This window comes from Sphingomonas sp. BLHR8 (genome assembly GCF_056821725.1).
Window position 1 is genome coordinate 1 of record NZ_JBPDIM010000001.1, and the last position, 20,803, is coordinate 20,803.

At 66.3% G+C, this 20,803-nt stretch carries 19 protein-coding genes and 1 pseudogene; 14 read left to right on the forward strand and 6 right to left on the reverse strand.

The window, feature by feature from the left end:
* The 10 genes and pseudogenes from ACRYJK_RS00005 to ACRYJK_RS00050 form a co-directional block, all read left to right on the forward strand.
* Positions 1-577 (forward strand): annotated as a pseudogene (locus ACRYJK_RS00005) (3'-5' exonuclease); the annotation flags it as partial.
* Between the two features lie 81 nt (positions 578-658).
* Positions 659-1,504, forward strand: coding sequence for a 3'-5' exonuclease family protein (locus tag ACRYJK_RS00010; RefSeq protein ID WP_482665554.1), 846 nt, complete (start codon positions 659-661; stop codon positions 1,502-1,504).
* A gap of 61 nt (positions 1,505-1,565) precedes the next feature.
* Positions 1,566-1,769: a hypothetical protein gene (locus tag ACRYJK_RS00015; protein ID WP_482665555.1), complete on the forward strand. Its 204-nt coding sequence runs from the start codon at positions 1,566-1,568 to the stop codon at positions 1,767-1,769.
* Positions 1,770-2,285: 516 nt separating this feature from the next.
* Positions 2,286-2,747: a hypothetical protein gene (locus ACRYJK_RS00020; protein ID WP_482665556.1), complete on the forward strand. Its 462-nt coding sequence runs from the start codon at positions 2,286-2,288 to the stop codon at positions 2,745-2,747.
* A 203-nt stretch (positions 2,748-2,950) separates the two neighbouring features.
* A complete protein-coding gene (locus tag ACRYJK_RS00025; RefSeq protein WP_482665557.1) occupies positions 2,951-5,974 on the forward strand; it encodes a BPTD_3080 family restriction endonuclease in 3,024 nt (1,007 codons plus the stop codon).
* On the forward strand, positions 5,971-6,879 hold the full coding sequence (locus ACRYJK_RS00030; RefSeq protein ID WP_482665558.1) for a hypothetical protein: 909 nt from the start codon (positions 5,971-5,973) through the stop codon (positions 6,877-6,879). Before ACRYJK_RS00025 ends, ACRYJK_RS00030 begins: the two co-directional genes overlap by 4 nt.
* Positions 6,879-7,844 carry a PGN_0703 family putative restriction endonuclease gene (locus ACRYJK_RS00035; RefSeq protein ID WP_482665559.1) on the forward strand — a complete coding sequence of 322 codons (966 nt, stop codon included), beginning with the start codon at positions 6,879-6,881 and terminating at the stop codon, positions 7,842-7,844. The genes ACRYJK_RS00030 and ACRYJK_RS00035 overlap by 1 nt, the downstream gene beginning before the upstream one ends.
* Positions 7,844-10,777 (forward strand): site-specific DNA-methyltransferase, encoded by a 2,934-nt coding sequence (locus tag ACRYJK_RS00040; protein ID WP_482665560.1) that lies wholly within the window; start codon positions 7,844-7,846, stop codon positions 10,775-10,777. Before ACRYJK_RS00035 ends, ACRYJK_RS00040 begins: the two co-directional genes overlap by 1 nt.
* A gap of 12 nt (positions 10,778-10,789) precedes the next feature.
* Positions 10,790-11,227, forward strand: coding sequence for a hypothetical protein (locus ACRYJK_RS00045; RefSeq protein ID WP_482665561.1), 438 nt, complete (start codon positions 10,790-10,792; stop codon positions 11,225-11,227).
* Positions 11,224-13,284 (forward strand): 3'-5' exonuclease, encoded by a 2,061-nt coding sequence (locus tag ACRYJK_RS00050; protein ID WP_482665562.1) that lies wholly within the window; start codon positions 11,224-11,226, stop codon positions 13,282-13,284. The genes ACRYJK_RS00045 and ACRYJK_RS00050 overlap by 4 nt, the downstream gene beginning before the upstream one ends.
* A gap of 269 nt (positions 13,285-13,553) precedes the next feature.
* On the opposite strand, the gene ACRYJK_RS00055 is transcribed toward ACRYJK_RS00050, so the two are convergent.
* From ACRYJK_RS00055 to ACRYJK_RS00075, 5 genes are all read right to left on the reverse strand, one after another.
* Positions 13,554-14,783 carry a CHAT domain-containing protein gene (locus tag ACRYJK_RS00055; protein WP_482665563.1) on the reverse strand — a complete coding sequence of 410 codons (1,230 nt, stop codon included), beginning with the start codon at positions 14,781-14,783 and terminating at the stop codon, positions 13,554-13,556.
* A 97-nt stretch (positions 14,784-14,880) separates the two neighbouring features.
* On the reverse strand, positions 14,881-15,453 hold the full coding sequence (locus tag ACRYJK_RS00060; protein WP_482665564.1) for an RNA polymerase sigma factor: 573 nt from the start codon (positions 15,451-15,453) through the stop codon (positions 14,881-14,883).
* Entirely contained in the window at positions 15,450-15,893 is a 444-nt protein-coding gene (locus tag ACRYJK_RS00065) for a periplasmic heavy metal sensor (RefSeq protein WP_482665565.1), read from the reverse strand. The genes ACRYJK_RS00060 and ACRYJK_RS00065 overlap by 4 nt, the downstream gene beginning before the upstream one ends.
* A complete protein-coding gene (locus tag ACRYJK_RS00070) occupies positions 15,890-16,165 on the reverse strand; it encodes a hypothetical protein (protein WP_482665566.1) in 276 nt (91 codons plus the stop codon). Before ACRYJK_RS00070 ends, ACRYJK_RS00065 begins: the two co-directional genes overlap by 4 nt.
* Positions 16,166-16,316: 151 nt before the next feature.
* Positions 16,317-16,730, reverse strand: a complete 414-nt coding sequence (locus ACRYJK_RS00075; RefSeq protein ID WP_482665567.1) for a four-helix bundle copper-binding protein — start codon at positions 16,728-16,730, stop codon at positions 16,317-16,319.
* 182 nt (positions 16,731-16,912) lie between these two features.
* Between ACRYJK_RS00075 and ACRYJK_RS00080 the strand changes: the two genes are divergently transcribed.
* From ACRYJK_RS00080 to ACRYJK_RS00095, 4 genes are all read left to right on the forward strand, one after another.
* Positions 16,913-17,461: a DUF411 domain-containing protein gene (locus ACRYJK_RS00080; RefSeq protein ID WP_482665568.1), complete on the forward strand. Its 549-nt coding sequence runs from the start codon at positions 16,913-16,915 to the stop codon at positions 17,459-17,461.
* 54 nt (positions 17,462-17,515) lie between these two features.
* Positions 17,516-18,007, forward strand: a complete 492-nt coding sequence (locus ACRYJK_RS00085) for a DUF305 domain-containing protein (RefSeq protein WP_482665569.1) — start codon at positions 17,516-17,518, stop codon at positions 18,005-18,007.
* 93 nt (positions 18,008-18,100) lie between these two features.
* Entirely contained in the window at positions 18,101-18,835 is a 735-nt protein-coding gene (locus tag ACRYJK_RS00090) for a DUF4198 domain-containing protein (RefSeq protein ID WP_482665570.1), read from the forward strand.
* A gap of 305 nt (positions 18,836-19,140) precedes the next feature.
* Positions 19,141-19,821 (forward strand): hypothetical protein, encoded by a 681-nt coding sequence (locus tag ACRYJK_RS00095; protein ID WP_482665571.1) that lies wholly within the window; start codon positions 19,141-19,143, stop codon positions 19,819-19,821.
* 89 nt (positions 19,822-19,910) lie between these two features.
* Here the strand turns inward: ACRYJK_RS00095 and ACRYJK_RS00100 are convergent, their stop codons facing one another.
* Positions 19,911-20,792: a DUF305 domain-containing protein gene (locus tag ACRYJK_RS00100; RefSeq protein ID WP_482665572.1), complete on the reverse strand. Its 882-nt coding sequence runs from the start codon at positions 20,790-20,792 to the stop codon at positions 19,911-19,913.
* Positions 20,793-20,803: the final 11 nt, after the last annotated feature.

A 20,803-nucleotide genomic window follows, 5' to 3' on the forward strand; every position in this document is an offset into this window, starting at 1 on the left:
GGCGGGGCAGAAGATCGACGATGATGAGGTCGCCGCGGTGCTCGCCGACGTCGATCTGATCGTGGTGCACAATGCCGCGTACGATCGCCCGATCTTCGAGCGGCGCTTCCCCTCGCTGTTCGGGCGGGCGTGGGCCTGCTCGATGACCTCGATCGACTGGTCGCGGCGAGGGCTAGAAGGTCGACGGCTCGGCGACCTCCTCGCCCAGGTTGGATACTTCACCAACACCCACCGCGCCGGTGACGACGTCTGGGCGCTGATGCACCTGATCTGGGACGCCCAGGCCTGGCCCGAGCTCCTCGCCCGAGCCGAGCAGCCGAGCTACCGGGTTGAGGCAACCGGGGCGCCCTACGCGAAGAAGGACGCGCTGCGCCTCGGCGGCTTCCGCTGGGACGCGCATCGCCGCGTATGGTTCGCGCTGTGCGAGGAGCATGGGCTCGAACCCTTCGTGGCCCGCGCGATCAACGCCGGCTCGCGCGACCCGGCGGTGTTCGAGCTCACCGCCTGCCACCGTTACCGCGAGCTGCGCGAGCACGAGTTCGACAGCCTGCGCGTCCCCGCACCCCGGTTCGACTGATCGAACCCGACCACAGCAACACAACCAACCTCGAAGCGGCCCGCCCTCATCGGCGGGCTGCTTCGTTTCAGGAGCAGTAGAATGAACGACAACAACCTCTTCGACGACGTCTACCAGCAGCTCGAGCGAGACGCCGCCGAGTTCTTTCGCGAGCCGGGCCGTGCGCCAAGCGATGGGCTGCGCTCGTGGACCATCTTCGATCTCGAGTTCGCTTGGGATCGATCGGCGCACGAGGCCTACACGGTCGCCGAGGGCGCCTCGGCTCAACCGGGCCATCCGCGCTGGCCGTTCGACCGGGTTGCCGCGGTCGCCTGGCTCACCCTGACCGAGCAACCGGGAAGGGCGCTGCCGATCGTCACGCCGCCGGTGGTCATGACCGCGGAGCAGCACGACGAACGCGCCATGGTTTCGGCGCTGTTCGATGCGCTTGTCGAACACCGCTCCATCGCCACCACCTGGGGCGGTGAAGCGCGCGACCGTGCCGTGCTGCGGCGGGCAGCGATGCGTCACGGCCTGCTGCTGCCGCCGCAGCTGCGGAACCTGGTGCCCTTCGCTCCCCGCAAGCTCGACCTGTGCCACGCGCTTTCAGTGAAGGCCGGAACGGTGCATCTGCCCGAGCTTGCGGCGGCACTGTCGATCCCGTGCAAGCCCAGCCCCTCGACCAGCATCGGCCGCCTGGTCGAGAACGGCGAGTGGGGCCGTGTGCGCGAGCAGGTGTTGGCGGATATTCTCACCACCACCGTCGTCGCGCTCGAAACCCTGTCCATGACGGGCGAGGTCTCGTGGCAACCGACTGCTTCGACCGCTGAGGTCGCCGACGTCGCAGCTGCAGCGATGCCGCACAGCAGGTTCGTCGCGCAGACGTTCCATCCGTGGGCGACGAACCTTTTCAAGGCCAAGCACGACTTGCAGCGGAAGGCGGCGTGATGAAGTCACGACCGCGCTCAAAGCTGATCAGCCGCTCGCCGACGGCAAACGCGGCTTCGCCATGGTCACCTGCGACCCCAACGAGCTCGTCGCTCCGATCCACCCCAAGGCGATGATCACCGTGCTCGAGCGCGCCGATCACGAACGCTGGATGACCGGTGGCTTAGACGACGTCATCGCGCTCCAGCGACCCTACAACGCCGCGCGGATGACCGTGCGGGGGCCGGAATTTCTGACCCGAAAGGGCGCGAAGGCGCGGGAGTAGTAACACCGTTCCGAGCGTGCGGGCGTAAGGGAGTGTGTGCGATCAGCGGACGGTAACCCTAGAGACGTTTAACCGACAACACACCGTATCTCTCAACGCTTTATCCATCGCTGCCTGCGAGTGCACGTGGCGAGCGTACAAAGCGTGGATCCTCGATCCAGCGTCTGCGGCCCCGGTCTACGGGCGTTCCTGCCGAGAGTGGACGAGCCACGGATTCGGCCCCCCAACAACAATCTGACGACCGAACGCGAAGTCCAACGGACAGCGGGCGATCACAACGCAAGGGCGGCTGACATGTCCGATCGTACCAATCCACCAATGCGCCACAGCAAGAAAATTCGGACATCGTGTCCGAATATGAGCGCCACGGCGCATTGTGCTAATGAAGCCGATGCTGCCGCACGAAACGATCAAGCAACGCTGGCTGTGCTCGAACAGCGCTTTCGCGATCCGACGGGCTTGCGAGCGATGGCGAACCATCACGCACGCCGTTGCGGTGCCGACGCCGATGACCTGTTGAGCGACGCGATGGTACGCGCGCTGCGTTTGCCCAACTGGTCGCATGGCGTCGACAGCCGGCTTGAGGGTGTCCTCTCCAGCGCCGCTTCCGGCATCAACCGCGCACGCGCGCGGCGTCGCGCCGCTGGCATCATCATCGTTCCCGCGAACGATGAAACTGTCCTAGATCGCTGGGCGCCGGTCTCCCGAAACGCAGAGCAGGAGCTCGAGCACGAGGCGCGGCGCGCTGCCGCCGCAGAAGCCCTGGAGGAACTCGCGGGCGGTGATCCCCTCATGACAGCGCTGGTCGATGGTATCGGCAAGGGGCTGTGCGGGTCGGCCCTTCGCTGCGAGTTGGGGGTGAGCGAACTGAAGCTGGCGTCGCTTCGCAGGAAGCTCAAGCGCCGAGCGGCCGCGGTGAGGATCGATCTCGACCTGCATCTCACTGGCACGCTCAAAGGCGGCGGCAACGCGGCCTGACCGCTCGCAAATATTATCGTACCGCCTCTGGATGTCCGATGTAAGGCTTGGAGTGCCAGACCGGGTGGCGTGATGCTGGCTTACGGGCCGGCTGGGGCTGGGGGCACCGCGCGACACCACAGCCGAACTAATCTTCAAACCTGCCACCCTTTGACAAAGCGGCAGCGCGTCGAACATGAAGACGTTCAGGGGAGATGGGGCGCTTGAGTACGAGCTTTTACGGACGGCCGATTCTGAACTCGCCCTACGCGCCGCCGTCTTTGTATCATCGGCTCGACGACACAGGGCAGCCGATCGAAGGAGAGCCGATCAGGGGACGGCGCCCGTCCAAGTTCATCGTGCCGGTGCCAGCGTCGCGGAAGAAGGCCGCCGCCACACAGGCGTCTCTCGATCTCGAGACCTACACCGAGAATGCGAAGATCAACGAAATCCGCGGCTACGTGGATGCGTGGCGTGGTGTGCCTAATCCGACCGACTGGGGCGTGACTCCGGCAACGCAGCGGCTGCTGGAACACTGGCGACGGCCGAAGGAGCAATGGGCCGGGCCCCGCCCCTTCTTCTGCCAGATCGAGGCGGTCGAGACGATGATCTGGCTGACCGAGGTCGCGCCCCGCAGGGCGGCGACGCGGGGACTGCTCGATCAGATCGCCAGGGACAACGAGGAGGCAAATCCGGCGCTGTTCCGCCTTGCCATGAAGATGGCGACGGGCAGCGGCAAGACGACCGTGATGGCGATGCTGATCGCCTGGCAGGCGATCAACGCAGGCCGCAAGGAGACCAAGGACTTCTCACGCGCGTTCCTGATCGTCGCGCCCGGCATCACGATCAAGGACCGGTTGCGGGTGCTTCAGCCGAGCGAACCGGGCAACTACTACGACACCCGCGAGATCGTGCCGCCCGAGATGCTGCCCGAGATCCGCCGGGCCGAGATCGTCATCACCAACTATCACAGCTTCCAGCACCGCGAGACGCTGGCGATGCCGAAGGCGGCCCGCAGCTTCCTCCAGGGCAACGATCCCGAGCCGGTCCGGACGATCGAGACCGACGCACAGATGCTGGACCGGGCGTGCGGCAAGCTGCTGCGGTTCGAGCGCGTCAACGTGATCAACGACGAGGCGCACCATTGCTACCGCCACAAGGTGGGTGGTGATGCCGAGGGCGCGCTGACCGGCGACGAGAAGAAGGAAGCGGAAGCGAACGAGGAGGCGGCCCGGCTGTGGATCAACGGCATCGAGGCGCTCGACCGCCAGCTGAGAAAGGGCAAGCGCACCGGCGGCGTGCGCGCGGTCTATGATCTCTCCGCCACCCCCTTCTTCTTGCGCGGCTCAGGCTATCAGGAGGGGACGCTGTTCCCCTGGGTCGTGTCCGACTTCAGCCTGATGGACGCGATCGAGAGCGGCATCGTCAAGCTGCCGCGGGTGCCGGTCACCGACAACCTCGTCCAGACCGACACGGTCGTCTACCGTGACCTGTGGAAACACATCGGCAAGTCGATGCCGAAGTCGACCGCGAGCGCGAACAAGCTCAGCCCGTTCGACCTCAACCCGCTCCTGCTGACGGCCCTCAACTCGCTCTACAGCCACTATGCCAGCGAGTTTGACCGTTGGCAGAAGGTCGGCATTGGCGTGCCGCCGGTATTCATCGTCGTGTGCCAAAACACCGCCATCTCCAAGCTGGTATTCGAATGGATCGCCGGCTTCGAGCGCGGCGACGCCGAGGCGGGCGAGCGCGCCGCCTTCCACGCCGGCCATCTCGAGCTGTTTCGCAATTACGACGAGCATGGCGGCCGCCTGCCCAAACCGCGTACCTTGCTAATCGATTCCCGTCAGCTCGAAGCGGGCGAGGCGCTCGACAAGGGGTTCAAGGAGGCTGCTTTCGCCGAGATCGAGCAGTTCAAGCGCGAGCTCGCCGCCCGTGAAGGCGCCGGCGCGCTCAAGGGTGACGTTGGCGAAGGTGACCTGCTGCGCGAGGTGATGAACACGGTCGGCCGCCCCGGCCGGCTCGGCGAGCAGATCCGCTGTGTGGTGTCTGTATCCATGCTGACGGAGGGTTGGGATACCAACACGGTCACGCACATCCTGGGCGTCCGCGCCTTCGGCACCCAGCTGCTGTGCGAGCAGGTCGTCGGCCGCGGGCTGCGCCGCCAGTCATACGAGCTCAACAAGGATGGCCTGTTCGACGTCGAGTACGCCGACATCATGGGCATCCCGTTCGACTTCGCGCGTTCGCCGCAGAAGGTCGATCCTAAGCCGCCAAAGCCGGTCACCCGCGTCCACGCCATCGCCGAACGCGCCGATCTGGAAATCCGCTTCCCGCGGGTCAGCGGTTACCGCCGCGAGCTGCCGTCGGAGCGGCTGAACGCCGAGTTCGGCGAGGACAGCCGCCTGGTCATCACGCCCGAGGACATCGGCCCGACGTCGGTGACGATGGAGGGCATCGTCGGTGCCGGCGTCACCATCACGCCCGAGGTGCTGGCCGCCCTGCGTCCGTCCGAGATCAGCTTTAACCTCGCCAAGCACCTGCTCTACACACACTTCCGCGACCAGGACGGCTTCCCCAAGCAGCACCTGTTCCCGCAGATCCAGCGGCTCGCCCGGCGGTGGATCGATGAGGGCCACCTTGTCACCAAGGGCGTGCCGATCGGTGCAATCCTGTATCAGGAGCAGCTGGCTCGCGCGGCCGAGAAGATCGACATCGCCTGCACACGCGGTGGCGGCGGGCACGTCGTGGCCGTCCTCGACCCCTACAATCCGAGCGGCTCGACCCGGCACGTCAACTTCATCACCTCGAAGGAATGCTGGAAGACGGGCGCGCAGCCGCCCCGGTCGCAGATCAGCCACGTGGTGAAGGACTCGAGCTGGGAGGTCGCGCTGGCGCAGGCACTGGAGGGTCACCCGCGTGTGCTCGCCTATGCCAAGAACCAGGCGCTCGGCTTCGAGATCCCCTATCTCGATGGCGGTGCCATGCGGCGCTACCTGCCCGACTTCCTGGTCCGCCTAGACAGCGGCGACGACGCCAACCCGCTCCACCTCGTGCTGGAGATGAAGGGTCAGCGCGACGAGAGCGACAAGGCCAAGGCGCAGACCGCGAGCGACATGTGGGTGCCGGGCGTCAACGCGCTCGGCGGCTACGGGCAATGGGCGTTCGCCGAGTTCACCGACCCCTACACCACGGAGGATGAGCTCGCCGGGCTGGTGACGAAGCTGATCGACGGGGCGACGGCATGACGGAGCCGGTCTTCGCCGCGCTCGCCGACGTGCCGCTGCGCGACGCCTGGGCTCATGAGGCGCACCGCTTCACGCCTTGGCTTGCGGCCAACCTAGACCGGCTGTCCGAAGTGATCGGCATACCGCTGGAACTGGCCGGGACGGAGATCCGGGTCGGCACCTTCAGCGCCGACATCCTCGCGCGCAACGCCGCGGACGACAGCGTCGTGCTGGTCGAGAACCAGCTGGAGGGCTCGGACCACACCCACCTGGGTCAGATCATGACCTATCTGGCGGGGCTGGAGGCGCAGACGATGGTCTGGGTCGCACCCTTTTTCCGAGACGAGCACCTGTCGGCGATCCGCTGGCTGAACGAGCACACGGTTGATCCCTTCGCCTTCTTCGCTGTGCGACTGCGTGTCGTCCGTATCGCCGAATCGCCCTATGCGCCCCTATTCGAGGTGGTGGAGCGGCCCAACAACTGGGATCGCCAAGTTTCCGAGAGGAAGCGGGCGGTCGAGGGCGACCTGACCGAGTTGGGACAGCACCGGCTCGCGTTCTGGACGCACGTCTGTGGCCGTCATCCCCGATTTGGGAAGCCGGACGCGGCGAGCTCGCATTGGGCCGATCTGCCGGGGACGGACGCGGTGGTGGTGCAATACCTGTCCAAGAACGGTGTGGGCGTCTTCGTGCGACCGCGACGGGGCCGCTCCATGGACGAGCTGGCCGGCGAGCTCCAGCCAAGCCTCCAGCAACTTGCGGATGAACTTGGCGCACCGGCCGGTGGGGACAGCAGTTTTCTCTCGCAATCGCTGAAGGCGGACCCGCACGATCCCGCACAATGGGATCGGTTGGCCGACTGGCTGGATGAGCGCACCACCGTATATCAGGCGGCGTTCGCCCGACTTGGCGGGAGCCAGACGTGATGCCCGGCACCTTCGACACACGGCAGCGCACAGAACAGGGTGCCTGGTTCGAGGCGAACCTCGCCCCGCACCATGGCTATCGCGGCGCGGCCTACCGCGTCGCGCCCGAGCACCGCGCCGCCAACCTGGCCCCGGCTATTCGCGACACGGCCGAGCGTCTGTTCGACGCCGACCCGTCCATCCAATGGCACCAGCACGCGAACCACGGGCTCTCCTCGCAGGTCTGCTGTGTCAACTTCCTGCTGCCTTTCGCCGACAAGCCGGCGTTGCTTTCCCGGTGGATCGCGCACGTCACCGGTGATGACGTCGCCGAGGTGCTGCCCGTAGAGCGTGGACGCGCCGGCCAGGACTGGTTCGTCACCTTCGAGTGGATCGGTGAGGTAGACCACCTCAACGAAGCCAAGGTGGGCACGCTTCGCAAGCGCGGAGCGAACGCCACGGCGGCCGACGCGGCCATCCTCTATCGCACAGTCGCGGGCGTCACGAATCTGCTGCTGATCGAGTGGAAGTATACCGAGCGCTACGGCCAGCCGCTCGACCCTAAGGGAAACGACACGCGCCGGGCCCGCTATGACGCGATCTGGCGCGCCCCGAACGGGCCGATCCGCGCGGATGCGGACGTCACGCTCGACGATTTCTTCTGGGAGCCCTTTTACCAGATGCTGCGACAACAGATGCTCGCCTGGCACACCGAGCGAGCCGACTCTGCGGTCGACCGCGCGCGTGTCCTGCACCTCTCGCCTGCCGGCAACACTCCCTTGCACACAGTGACCTCGCCGGCGCTGCGGCGGTTCGGTGACGACGCTTTCGCAGTGTTTCGCAGCCTGCTGACCGACCCAGCCGACTTTCGGTCGATGTCGATCGAGGACGCGTTCGCGCCCTTGGCCGACTGGCCAGAGGCTGAATCGTACCGCTGGCTACGCGACCGCTATCCGACCTTGTGTGCAGTGGCGGAGACCGCCTGATGGCGCGCAAGCCCGGCACCCCCAAGCAGGTCGACGCGCTGCGCCACGGTGATGCGTCGCGGCGGAACATCCCGACGGCGGAATTGCAGTCCTTCTTCCTGCGCGAGGAGGACACGCACCCGCTGCCGCCCAAACACTATCCCCGCGCCCGGCCGCTGGCCGAGGGCGAGACACGAACCGAAGAGGAAGTCAGCGTGCCCGAGATCATCTGGAACGGGGCGCGGATCACGATCACCGAGGCGCAGCAGGCCGAGCTGGCCGAGACCGGCACGCTGACGCTGTCCGACGCGCAGCTCGTCTGGCGCGGCAAGGATCGGCAGGACTGGTCCGATCTCGTCGTCAACGTGCCGCCCCTCTACATCCAGGAGAAGATCCACCCCAAAGCGATCATCGACGACCTGAAGCGCCGGACAGCGCAGTCGCGCGAGGCGACCACCGACGCGCCGGACCTGTTCGCCGACTTCAACGGCATCGAGCCTGATCAGCGCGCCGAATTCTACCAGCACGACCAGCATTGGTCGAACCGGATGATCCTGGGCGACAGCCTGCAGGTGATGGCCAGCCTGTCCGAGCGCGAGAGCCTGAAGGGCAAGGTGCAGTGCATCTATTTCGACCCGCCCTACGGCATCAAGTTCAACTCGAACTGGCAGGTCTCGACTCAGAACCTTGAGGTTAAGGACGGAAAGCAAACAGATATCAGTCGCGAGCCCGAACAGGTTAAGGCGTTTCGCGACACCTGGAAGGACAATATTCACAGCTATCTAACGTATTTGCGTGACCGCCTTACGGCGATGCGAGACCTGTTGACTGAGAGCGGGTCGGTATTTGTGCAAATTGGCGATGAAAACGTTCACCGGGTTCGTGCGGTGATGGACGAGGTTTTCGGAGCAGGAAATTGCGTGAGCGAGATAGTCGTGCAGAAGACATATGGTTTTTCTGCTGACGCAATCTCCAACGTTTCTGACTTTATCCTATGGTATGCAAAGCATAGGCCAAGCCTAAAATGGCGCTCTCTCTATCAACCCAAGCCTTACACGCTTGGAGAAGGCAATGCCACGTGGCTTATGTTACCGGATTTCACATATCGTGGTGTTTCCTCGAGCGAAAAAGTAGCGCAGACGCTCCCCGAAGGCGCCAAGCCATACAACCCTGACAATATGATATCTCAGGGGCGCGCGTCCGAACGCCAGCCCCTATCTTTGCGTGGTGTTCATAGTGATCCTTGGCTTAAGAATTCACACTGGAAGGCCAATTATCCTGTTGGTGTGAACAGGCTGGTTAAAAGCGAACGCGTGCACGTGGCTACGAATAGCTTCCGCTACAGGCGTTTTCACAACGATTTTGCTGTGCAACCGTATTCGAATATCTGGACCGACACCGGCACTGGCAACTTCACGGAAAGTAAGATTTATATTGTCCAGTCTGGCACAAAGACCGTTGAACGCTGTCTCCTGATGGCCACCGATCCAGGTGATCTCGTGCTGGACCCGACCTGCGGCTCTGGAACGACGGCTTTTGTGGCAGAGCAATGGGGTCGCCGCTGGATCACGATCGACACAAGCCGTGTAGCGCTCACTCTGGCTCGAACTCGCCTCGCCGCCGCACGCTATCCTTGGTATATCCTCGCAGACAGCAAGGAGGGTCGAGCCAAGGAAGCAGCACTGACCCAGGCGCCACCTCCGGCGACACCTGTCAATCAAGATATCCGTCAAGGTTTTGTCTACGAACGTGAAGCGCGTGTGACCCTCGGTGACATTGCTCGCAATCCGCTGATCGACGAAATCTGGGAGAAGTGGCAGGCGGTGCTCGAACCGCTGCGCGCCGACCTCAACGCCGCGACCGGAGAGGCGTGGGAGGAATGGCAAATCCCGCGCGAGCTGCCCGCCTCCGCGCAGTCCACCGCCGCCGAGCCGCACGCCAAATGGTGGGAAGCGCGTATCGCCCGGCAGCGCGAGATCGACGCCAGCATCGCCGCGCGCGCCGACGTCGAGTATCTCTACGACAAGCCCTACACCGATCCCGCGCGCGTCCGCGTCGCCGGGCCGTTCACGGTCGAGAGCCTGTCGCCGCACCGCGTCCTCCCCGCCAGCGACGACGAGCTGATCGAGACGCTCGACGCCGCCGACGGCGCGCGCTCGCCCGCCGACGCCGACCTCGCCGGACAGGACTTCGCCGCGATCGTCATCGATTATCTGAAGGCGGAAGGCGTCAGGCAGCAGGCCAAGGGCGATCGCATCACTTTCGAGAGCATTGCGCCCTGGCCCGGCAATTTCGTCGGCGCCGCCGCGACCTTCATCGAAGGGGAGAATGGTCCCGAGCGCCGCGCCGCGATTCTGATTGGCCCCGAATACGGCACCGTCGGCCGGCAGGACCTGGTCGCCGCCGCACGCGAGGCGGTGGACAACCGCTTTGACGTGCTGATCGCCTGCGCCTTCAACTTCGACGCGCATTCGTCCGAGCTCGACAGGCTCGGCAGCCTCACCATCCTGAAGGCGCGCATCAACCCCGACATGCATATGTCGGACGAGCTGAAGAACACCGGCCGCGGCAACATGTTCGTCGTCTTTGGCGAGCCCGACGTCGAGGTGCTGGACGACGGCGGGCCCTGCATCCGCGTGAAGGTGAACGGCGTCGACGTGTTCGATCCCAACACCGGCGACATTCGCTCCAGCGACACCAAAGGCATCGCCGCCTGGTTCATCGACACCGATTACAACGAAGAAAGCTTCTTCGTCCGCCACGCTTATTTCCTCGGCGCGAACGACCCCTACAAAAGCCTCAAGACCGCACTCCGCGCCGAGATCGACGAGGATGCGTGGGCGACACTCTATTCGGACATCTCCCGCCCGTTCGAGCGGCCGGCAGGCGGGAAGATCGCGGTGAAAGTCATCAACCACTTCGGCGACGAGGTGATGAAGGTGTTTGGGGTTTAGGCTGTGGCGGTCTTGGTCGAAGGCATCTCCGTCATCATCCGCGCCGACCGCCTCCTCGAGACGTTTGCCGGCGATTTGGACCGGTTCAAGAGTCTTGTTCCAAACAACACACTCTGCACGGATGGCGAACTGGTTCGCGTCGGCTTTCTGTCACCTTCTGAAACGGAGCGCTTCTGCAACACCTTGGAGCACAGTGGACTATTCCTCAGGGAGGGAGACGGGCAGGCAAAGGACTTCACGGTGTGCGATCAGCAGAAGGGCATGATGGTTCCCACCCGCTGGGCGTCATTCGGTCACATAAGCTGGCAAGGGGCCACCACGAAGAGGGTGGCCGGGTGCCAGCTTGAGGGCAGCTCGTTGAAGCAGCTCGTGACACCCGACGGATGGGTATTTGAAGGTTCACTGACGAAAGATTTCCGTTTCCTCCCGATACCGCCGCGACCCCAATGAACTTCCTGATCGCCGATACATTCACGGCTGCCTTCAATCGCCTGTCCGGGCAGGACCAGAAGGCGGTGAAGGCCAGCGTGTTCGACCTGCAGATGGACCCGACCGGCAATGGGCTTCAGCTGCACCGGATCGACAACAGCAAGGACCCGAACTTCTGGTCCGCGCGGGTCAATCGCGATGTGCGGCTGATCGTCCACAAAACCGGACAGTCAACGCTGGTTGCCTATGTCGATCACCACGACGATGCCTACGCCTGGGCGGAGCGCCGCAGGATCGAGGCTCACCCCCGCACCGGTGCCGTCCAGATCGTCGAGGTGCGTGAGCGGGTCGAGAACGTCGCCCCTCCCGAGCGGTTCGACTTCGTCATGCCCGCCGCCAGCGCGCCGGCCACGACGCCGCCGCAGCTCTTCGCAACACTAGATGACGAGGCCCTGCTGTCTATCGGCGTGCCGACGGACTGGCTCGCCGACGTGCGTGCGGCAACCGAGGAGGGGTTCTTCGTCCTCGCCGAGCATCTGCCGGCCGAGGCTAGCGAGGCGCTGCTGGAGTACGCCGCGACCGGCCGGCTGTCCGCGCCTGCTGCGACGTCCGGCGCCGACCCTTTCACCCACCCCGACGCGCTGCGTCGTATTCGACCGATAGCCGATCAGGAAGAGCTGGAGCAGGCGCTGGCCTTCCCTTGGGAACGCTGGGGGGTGTTCCTCCACCCCTCACAGCGCGACCTGACCGACCGCACATTCGCCGGGCCGGCGCGGGTCGCGGGTTCCGCCGGCACGGGCAAGACGATCGTGGCGATCCACCGAGCGGTTCGGCTCGCGCGCGCGAACCCGGACGCGCGCATCCTGCTCGCCAGCTTCTCGCAGCCGTTGGCGGACGCGATGGCCAAGAAGCTGCTGGTGCTGGCGCCCGAGACAGGAGGCGTGGTCCCGCGCATCACGACCGCCTCATTCCAGGGCGTCGCCGAGCAGCTGTACCAGCTGGAGCACGGTGTTCGCCCCCGCATCGCGACAAATACAATCTTGCGCGATCGGCTTGCCGCATCGGCCAAGTCGGCGCTGCTGAAGGGCTTCTCCGACCGGTTCCTGCTGTCCGAGTGGATCAACGTCATCGACGCCTGGGGCATGACCTCGGCTGAAGCCTATGCGACCGTTCAGCGGATGGGTCGCAAGAGCAGGCTGGGTCCAAACCAGCGTGAGCGGCTTTGGCCGGTGTTCGCCAGCGTTCGCGCGGCGCTGGCGGCCGAGCGATTCACGACCTGGGCGCAGGTCTTCAACGAACTGGCCGACCGGCTTGCCGGCAAGACGCGCAAGCCGTTCGACCACGTCATCCTGGACGAAGCGCAGGACCTCGCGCCGGCCGAGCTGCGCTTCTTCGCAGCGCTGTCGCCCGCTGGCGCCGATGCGCTTTTCCTGGCCGGCGACATGGGTCAGCGCATCTTCCAGCACCCCTTCTCCTGGGCGCAGCTCGGCGTCGACGTGCGCGGCCGCTCGCACACCCTGAAGGTTTGTTACCGCACGTCGCAGCAGATCCGGCGCGCCGCCGACCACCTGCTGCCGCCGGTTCTTCGCGACGTCGACGGCGTCGAGGACGAGCGGCGCGGTATTGTGTCGGTGTTCGACGGCCCCGCGCCCACCGTGACGACCGCCGGCACGGTGGAGGAAGAGGCGAAGACAGTGGCCACCACTGTTGCCAGCTGGCTGGCCGAAGGGATCGCGCCCGCCGAGATCGGCATCTTCGTCCGCACACCGGACCTGGTCGCCCGCGCCCGCGCGGCGCTTGCGGGTATCGGAGACGCCGACATGATCACCACCGCGCCGATGCACCTAGCCAAGGGTCTGGAGTTCCGTGGAGTGGTGGTGATGGCCTGCGACCAAGGCATCCTTCCGCTAGACGTCCGCATCGCTGACGCGGCCGACGAAGCTGAGCTGGACGAAATCTACGAAACCGAGCGCCGCCTGCTCTATGTTGCCGCCACCCGCGCCCGTGAGCATCTTGTTTTGACAGGGGTGTCACCCGAGTCCGAGTACCTTTGTGATTTTCAGCACTGGCATCGGTGATCGGCTAATGGTGGCCGCGGCGGGTGCTTATGAGCCGATTGCGGAATGGCGGCTTGCAGAGTCTAGGTTGGTCGAAGTTGACATGACCGGATTGCGATGCCCGGACGGTTTCGACTTCGCCCAGCAGAAGGCGATGCCGATTGCGGCCAGCCATTCTTTCCGGGTCTGCTGTACATGTCGTGACGAGCGATAGCCGGGGCCTTCTGGCCGGGTGCGCGGTGAAAGATCATGAGCGGCCCGTCGTGTGGCCCGCGGCCCAAGGCGTCCTGCTAATCCCGGCGCAGGCGGGAAATTTGATGGGGATTCAGACCCTTCGTCTGAACACTAAGTATCCTTTCATCATAAGCTTCATCAACCGACCTGCCTGCCGCCACCGCGTCGTAAAAGCCAGTGGCAAAGGCAATTGCCTCCTCGTCATCGATCTCGTCCATCATGCCGACAATGACCGCTGCGAACGGCTCCGTGATGCCTTCCATTGTATGACACGCGTTCAGCAGGACGCACTGGACGGTCTTCTGCCGCCTGATAAGTTCGGCGAGGGGGTCGTAGGTCATCACGACCTCGTTCCCGATTTCGTCCAGCAGGGAAATTCCCTCCAGGTCAGCATGGCCGGCAAAGTGGACGATATCGAAACGCTGGCCGGACAACGCTCTGCGGAAGTCGTCGATGGTCGCCGCCATCAGCGGTTCGACATGAACGCTTCCGGGAGACTGTTTGAACGCCTCGCGGATGGCCCGAATCTCGCGGTCAATCTTGAGGGCCGGTCTAGAGTCCCGCTCCGGATTCGCAGTAACGACGAGAATCCGCTTTTCGAGCAGATGCGAGATATCGCCCGAGGTTTTGCCCTCGTCACGGATTTCCTGCCTCACACCCGTGTCGAGCTCGCCCCATGCCTGCTGCAGCAGGGCCATGACCGGGGTCGCGCCGCCCTCGCGCGACGCCGTGCCGCGTTCGGCGCGTCCGATTTCCGTTGCTTGTCCGCGAAGCAGACCGGCAAGCTCACGGTTGGTCTCGTCAAGGGCATTTGCCAGTCGAAATGACAACTGGGTGGCGCGACATTGAGGTCGCCCCCTGATCTCGAAGGGAACCTCGTCGAGCAGCTCGACGGTGACGATCGGCCGGGGACCGTTGAACCGCTCCTGCGCGATGCGGCGGATGTCCGCTTCGGTCGGCCTCGGGAGGCGCTCGAGGCTGCGGGCGTCCAGCGCCACCTCCCCCTGCGCACCGGCTGCGATGTAGACGTCGCGCCCAAGCACGTGCTGCATCCGCACGCCGGTCGTGCCCGGCACGGCGCGCGCCGCCAGCAGCGGGTCGCCCAGCGCGGCCGCGTCCAGCGACCGAGGCGGCTCCTCGCGGACGAGATGGTCGCCGTGGATGAAGTCCAGGTCGATGGCGACCATGTAGAAGCCTGACAGCGTCCAGACCATCGCCTGAACGCCCACCACGAGGGCGAGCCACTTGTGCAGACGCCGCGCGAGAAGCGGCAACCTGGTCTTCAACTCGCGTCCCCCTTCCGCGCGCAGCCCGATCGCATGTTCGCTCCTGGACCCGGCTCCTGCGCCCGAGCAACGGCGTCGTGGGCCCTTTGCTCGCCCGTTAGTCCACATCCGGTTCGCGCGAACCCGCCAGCTGCCTGCGCGCCCGATAGACTCTCGTCTCCACCGCCTTCTCGCTGATCCGGAGGACCGACGCGACCTCGGCCTGCGACAGTCCGTCGATCGTCCTGAGGATCAGCGGCTCCTTGAGGCTGCGCGGCAGCGCCGCGATGGCCTGCCACAGCCGCTCCAGATCCTGCTTGTCGGCCGCGGCCTTGTCGAGGAGGGGCGCCAGGTCGGGAACCCCGTCCTGATCCGGCATCGGATCCGAGGAGAACAGGTAGCGGCGGACGGCGCGCCGACGCGCCCAGTCTCGGCACTTGTTGATCGCGATGCGGGCCAGCCAGGCGCGCAGCGGCCGCGACTGGTCGTAGCTGTCGAGCCGCCTGTAGGCGGACACGAAGCTCTCCTGGACGAGGTCGAGCGCGTCCTCCGGGTTCCCGACATGGCCCCTGATCATCCGGTAGAGCGGCGCCTGGTGGCGTCTCATGATCTCGGTGAACGCCTCCTGCTTCCCCGCGATGGTGAGGGCGGCCAGCTCGCCGTCGCTGCATTCCGCCGGAACGCACCTCATTCCGCCTCAGCGGTCAGGGTCCTCACCACCGCCTGGTCGAACCTCTCGGCCTGATCCGGCCGCAGCACCGTCCGCATGGCGAAGATGTGCTCCAGCGTCGCCTTCTGGAGCTCGCCCATGATCTGGTGGGACCGCTCGATCTCGGCGGTGACGCGCGGGCCGTAGCCGCGCTCCGCCTGGATGGCGGCGGCGAGGCGGGCGTTCTCGGCGCGGATTTCGGCTTCGAGCGCTCGGCGTCTGGCCGCGAAGGTCGCCTCCAGCTCCTCGATCTGCGCGAGCTGCCGCTCGTCGAGCCCGAGCTCTTCGTGCAGGAGCTCATGCAGCGCGCTCGACTGCTCCGGCGCCCGTTCCGATATTCCGCGCCCGATGAGCACCCCCGCCAGCGCTGCGAGGAAGGCGACCGCGGCGAGGACGAGGAGACGGCGGAGTGCCGGCCTCACGGGCGGCCGACCAGCAGCGTCGACGGCGCAAGGTCCGCGGGCTCGCCGAAGGGAGCGACGCGGGCACTTCCGCGATCGCCCCCCTGCGGCAGCATCCCGCCGGCGAGGCCCATCAGGAGCGCCAACGCTATCGCGCCGGCACGGTAGCGGAGCGGCTCCTGCTCGAAGCTGTGGCCACGGACCCTGTCGAGGACCTTGTCCTCCAAGGTTGAGAGCCGGTCCGGCGCTTGCTCCTCGCCGAGGCGCCGCAACAGATGATCGAGATCAGGCAATTCCCTCTCCTCCCCGCGTGCCGATATACGCGGCAGGTGCGGCCAGCCCTCATGATGAGCGCGGAAGCCACTCGCCCGCAAGCCGGCGGGGAGAAGCCGCGTGGCGGGTCCTGACGGCTCCCGCCACGCGCTCCGGTTCACGCTGGCTGGATCAGGCTCTGGTTCCCGAGCGGGCTCCGGTGCCGATCGACTGGATCGCCTCGCGGCAGGCCTGCTCGCAGCGGCGGCAGGATTCGGCGCAGATGCGGCAGTGCTCGTGCATGCTCGCATGGTGCTCGCACTCCTCGGCGCAGAGCGCGCAGGCCTGCGCGCACGCCTCCAGGGTGGCGAGGATCACCTGCTCGTTGCTGCCGGTCCTGCGGGTGCCGATGGTGCCCGAGGCCAGGCAGATGTCGGCGCAGTCGAGGTTCAGCCGGATGCACTGACGCAGGTCGGCGACCATCTCCTCCGCGAGGCATGCGTCGGCGCAGGACGTGCAGCTTTGGGCGCAGCTGAAGCACTCCTCGATGCAGCGGATGAGCGAATCGTTGGTGTTGCCGCGGACGTCGGGATGTGCGGCGATCATGTCTCGCAAGTGGTGCATATCGGGTCTCCGTGGTCGGTGTCGTGATGCCCCCGCTCCTGGATCTCTACGCACGCGGACCACCTTTCCCTTCACGATGCTCCGGCCATTTCGGGTGAATCGCCCCGATGCTGAGGGGAGGCGCGGTCGCCTGCGTATCGGCAGGGGAGGAGGACGTCCGATCCATGCGCAACGTCCACGTCGGAAGCCTGAGCCGTCGGAGCGTGCTCGCGGGCGGCTGCGCCTTCGCCGGCCTGCTCGTCGCCGGGTGCTCCCGCGACGCGCCGGGCGAGAGCGAACAGCCTGCTGCTCCGGAACGGGCGACCGCCGCCGCGCGTCCGGCGATGGTCGTGCACAAGGACCCGAACTGCGGATGCTGCCAGAGCTGGGCGGACATCGCCCGGCGCGCCGGCTATCCGGTTGAGGTCGTGAACGAGGTGGACATGGCGGCCGTGAAGGCGCGGCTCGGCGTCCCGGAGGAGCTCGGTTCATGCCACACGACGGAGGTGGCCGGGCTGACCGTCGAGGGGCACGTCCCCATTGAGGCCGTCGAGCGGATGCTTCGCGAGCGTCCACAGGGTCTGCGCGGGATCGCCGTTCCCGGCATGCCGGCCGGCTCGCCCGGCATGGAGACCTCTGACGGCCGGCGCGATCCGTTCCAGGTCATGGCCTTCTTCGCTGACGGCCGGACGGCCGTCTACGCATCTTCGCCGCCGAGTGGCGGACCCGCTTGACCCTGACACGGTGTTAAAGGCGACTTGCCTCCGCGACCAAGAGGAGATCACCAGATGACCGATACGCCGACGCCGCACCGCCACGGCGGCCACAAGGCCATGGGCAGGCACTACGTGATGCTCGGCATCAACCTCACGATCAGCACGATCATCATGTATTTTGTGATGTTCAGCATGATCGACGGGACGGGGAGCTTCTTCCACAACATCAACATGTTCTACATGGCGCTGACGATGGTCGCGCCGATGGCGATCCTCATGCTGCTGATGATGGGTAGCATGTATGGCAACAAGCGGCTGAACCTCGTCCTGCACGCCGGCTTCGCCGTCCTGTTCGTCGCCGCGTTCATGGCGATCCGGACGCAGGCCGCAGTCGGCGACGTCCAGTTCGTGCGATCCATGATCCCCCACCATTCCGGCGCCATCCTGATGTGTCAGGAGGCACGGCTGGAAGACGCCGAGCTTCGCCAATTGTGCGGCGAGATCGTCGAGGCGCAGCGCACCGAGATCGAGCAGATGAAGGGCATCTTGGCTCGCCTGGACTGACATGGAGGATGGAAGATGGCTGTTGCAGGACGGGTGCGGACTTCGAGCTGGAGGTTTCCTGGCAGGCGAGTCCGCCTCGCCCTGCTGGCGGGAGTGGTCTCGTGGGCACCGGCCGTCGATGCACACGACTTTTTCCTCCTTCCCGGCAGCTTCGTGACGACCGGAACGCGCGTTCCGACGATCCAGGCGACGGTCGGCTCCTCCTCTGCGGCGGGAGAGACAGCCCTGACTGTCGACCGCATCGAGCGGCTCTACGCGCGCGGCCCGGGCGCACCGCGCCTGCAGGCGGGGGCCGTGGGCGCGAACGCGCTCAACCTGACGTTGACGGGGGCTAGGCCAGGCACCGTCGTCGCCGCGGTCAAGGTGCGCGACCGCGAGGTCGAATATGGCGAGGACCGCATCCCGCTGATCCTCGAGGAGTATCGCGTCAGCCGCGACGCGCAGGCCGCGGTCGAGGCGCTGTCGCGCCCGAGGACGCTGCGCGTCCTGTCCCGCCGGTTCGCCAAGACGATCATGTGCGTGCGCACCTGCAAGAGGAGCTCGGAGGCGGCGCAACCTGTCGGAGTGGCGCTGGAGTTCGTGGCGACCGGGAGTGGACCCGACCGCTACCGGCTCCTCGGCATGGGGCGTCCGCTGCCGGACTATCCCGTCGACGTCGTTACCTCGGACGGACAAAGGCGCCACATGGCCACGGACCGCGCCGGCGTCGTTCACGTGCCGGCCGACGCGCGAGGTCCCACCATGCTGTTCGCGGCGGTGATGACGCCGCCGGCGGATGGCGGGCGGTTCACCCTCGACCTGACCACGCTGACCCTGGCCAGGCAATAGACGGAGAACCGGCGCGAGCCCGGCGCGTCGCCCGGGTTAGGTCCGCAGCTCATCCTCGGCAGCGCTTCGGCCGTCGCGAGGGGCGCCGCCGCCCGCTGCGTATCATGGGCGAAGGGGGCACGGATGATCCTGCACGAGCGTCACTGCGGCCGGCTCCGGACCCGGGCACGGCTGGTCAGCGCGGCGACACGCCGCACGACCCGCCAGATCCTGGATGGCGAATGAGCAGGAGGCGTTCCGCTCCTCCGGGCTCCATCATGTCACGTGCCCTGCGCGCGCTGCGACGCCTCGGTCCAGGCGGCTTCGTGGCGCTCCTGGTCGCCAACCTCCGGCTCCTCGTGTCCGGCCGCTACGGGGAGCACCGCTATGCCTATGACCGCTCATTCGACCGGGAGCACGGCGTCGACACGTCCGGAACGGTTCCGCCGGAGGAGTTCGACGTCCCGGATGGGCTGAAGAGGGGCGCCGTGCGGTATGAGCCGGTCGAGCCCGACTTCTTCGACCACGTGGTCGAGCGCGCGTCCATCGCCGATCGTTCGAAGACGCTCTTCATAGATCTTGGGTCGGGAAAGGGCCGCGGCCTCCTCCTGGCGGCGAGGGCGGGCTTCAGGAAGGTGGTCGGCGTCGAACTGGACCCTCTCCTCGACGCCACGGCCCGTCGCAACATCGACGTGTTCGGCCGCCGCCATCCGGACGTGGAGTTCACGCAGGTGAACGGCGATGCGACGCAGTTCCAGTTCCCGTCCGCTCCGACGGTCCTATTCCTCAACAACCCATTCGACGAGCCGCTCCTGGGCAAGGTGCTCGACAACGCGGAGCGCAGCCACCGGGAGGCGACCGCTGACCTCGTGCTACTCTATCTTCACTCCAACCACGAGCAGATGATCCGCTCGCGCGCCGGGTGGGAGCATGTCGAAAGCGGGACCTTCCGCACCAGGAGGCAATTTTACGCCATCTTCCGGTGGCGCGGCGCGAAGAGGGGCTGACGGCGCCACGGCCCAGCCAGCGCGGGCCGGACGGGTCCGGCCGTCCGACGGCTCCACGCCACCGGCCACCCGGACCACCAGACGCCGCCTCAGCAGTGACCCAGGGCCCGATGCTCGGGCGCGCACGTCGGCGTGGGCGGCGGCGACTGCTTCGGCGCCGACCCGGAGGGAGCCTGCTCGCGCTGCGCGGGCCGCTGCGCCGGGCGCTCCGGCGCTCTCGTCTTGGGAGCGGCATCCGCCTCGCGGGCCGCCGGCGCCGAGCTGTTGCGGGACGCCTCCTTCGGCGCCCCGGCGGGGGCGGAAGGCGCTGCACCAGCCGTGGGCATCGCCTCGCCGCGCAGCATGGCCTCGAGGTGGGCGATCTCGCGGCGCTGATCCTCAGCGGTCTTCCGAGCCATGGCCAGCACCTCGGGATCGCCGCCCTGTCGGATCAGCGTCTCCGACATGTCGATGGCGCCCTGGTGGTGGGCGATCATCTTCCGCGCCCAGGTCTCGGAGATGTTGGCGCCGCTCGCCGCCGTCATCCGCTGATGCATGCCCTGCTCGACCGGTCCGAACGGGTTCGCCTCGCCCGATCCGCCGCTAATGCCGCCCGCGAGCATCCGCTCGAGTTCGCCGATCTCGCGCTGCTGCTTCTCTGCTCCCATCCGCGCCATCTCGACGTAACGCGGCTCGCCGCCCTGCTCGATCAGGATCTGCGACATCGCCACGGCGCCGCGGTGATGCTCGATCATCTTCCTGGTCCAGGTCTCGGACGCGTTGGCTCCCGTGGCGGCCATCATCCGCTCGTTCATCTGCATCTCGGCCTGTGAGAAGGGGCTGGAGGGCATGCTGTGGGCGCTCCCGTTCACCGCCGGCTGCTGGTTGTTCGCCTGAGCCGTCTGGTTGTTGTCGCCGCCTCCGCCGCCGCAGGCGGCGAGAAGTGCCAGGAGCGACGTGCCCAGCAACGTGTGCTTCAGTCTTCGAGTCATTCCATTTTCCT

Excerpts from the sequence above, each read along its gene's own strand:
- ACRYJK_RS00010 (WP_482665554.1), top strand. The coding sequence starts at position 659 with ATGAACGACAACAACCTCTTCGACGACGTCTACCAGCAGCTCGAGCGA.
- ACRYJK_RS00015 (WP_482665555.1), top strand. The coding sequence starts at position 1,566 with ATGGTCACCTGCGACCCCAACGAGCTCGTCGCTCCGATCCACCCCAAG.
- ACRYJK_RS00030 (WP_482665558.1), top strand. The coding sequence starts at position 5,971 with ATGACGGAGCCGGTCTTCGCCGCGCTCGCCGACGTGCCGCTGCGCGAC.
- ACRYJK_RS00035 (WP_482665559.1), top strand. The coding sequence starts at position 6,879 with ATGCCCGGCACCTTCGACACACGGCAGCGCACAGAACAGGGTGCCTGG.
- ACRYJK_RS00040 (WP_482665560.1), top strand. The coding sequence starts at position 7,844 with ATGGCGCGCAAGCCCGGCACCCCCAAGCAGGTCGACGCGCTGCGCCAC.
- ACRYJK_RS00050 (WP_482665562.1), top strand. The coding sequence starts at position 11,224 with ATGAACTTCCTGATCGCCGATACATTCACGGCTGCCTTCAATCGCCTG.
- ACRYJK_RS00060 (WP_482665564.1), bottom strand. The coding sequence starts at position 15,453 with ATGAGGTGCGTTCCGGCGGAATGCAGCGACGGCGAGCTGGCCGCCCTC.
- ACRYJK_RS00075 (WP_482665567.1), bottom strand. The coding sequence starts at position 16,730 with ATGATCGCCGCACATCCCGACGTCCGCGGCAACACCAACGATTCGCTC.
- ACRYJK_RS00080 (WP_482665568.1), top strand. The coding sequence starts at position 16,913 with ATGCGCAACGTCCACGTCGGAAGCCTGAGCCGTCGGAGCGTGCTCGCG.
- ACRYJK_RS00085 (WP_482665569.1), top strand. The coding sequence starts at position 17,516 with ATGACCGATACGCCGACGCCGCACCGCCACGGCGGCCACAAGGCCATG.
- ACRYJK_RS00100 (WP_482665572.1), bottom strand. The coding sequence starts at position 20,792 with ATGACTCGAAGACTGAAGCACACGTTGCTGGGCACGTCGCTCCTGGCA.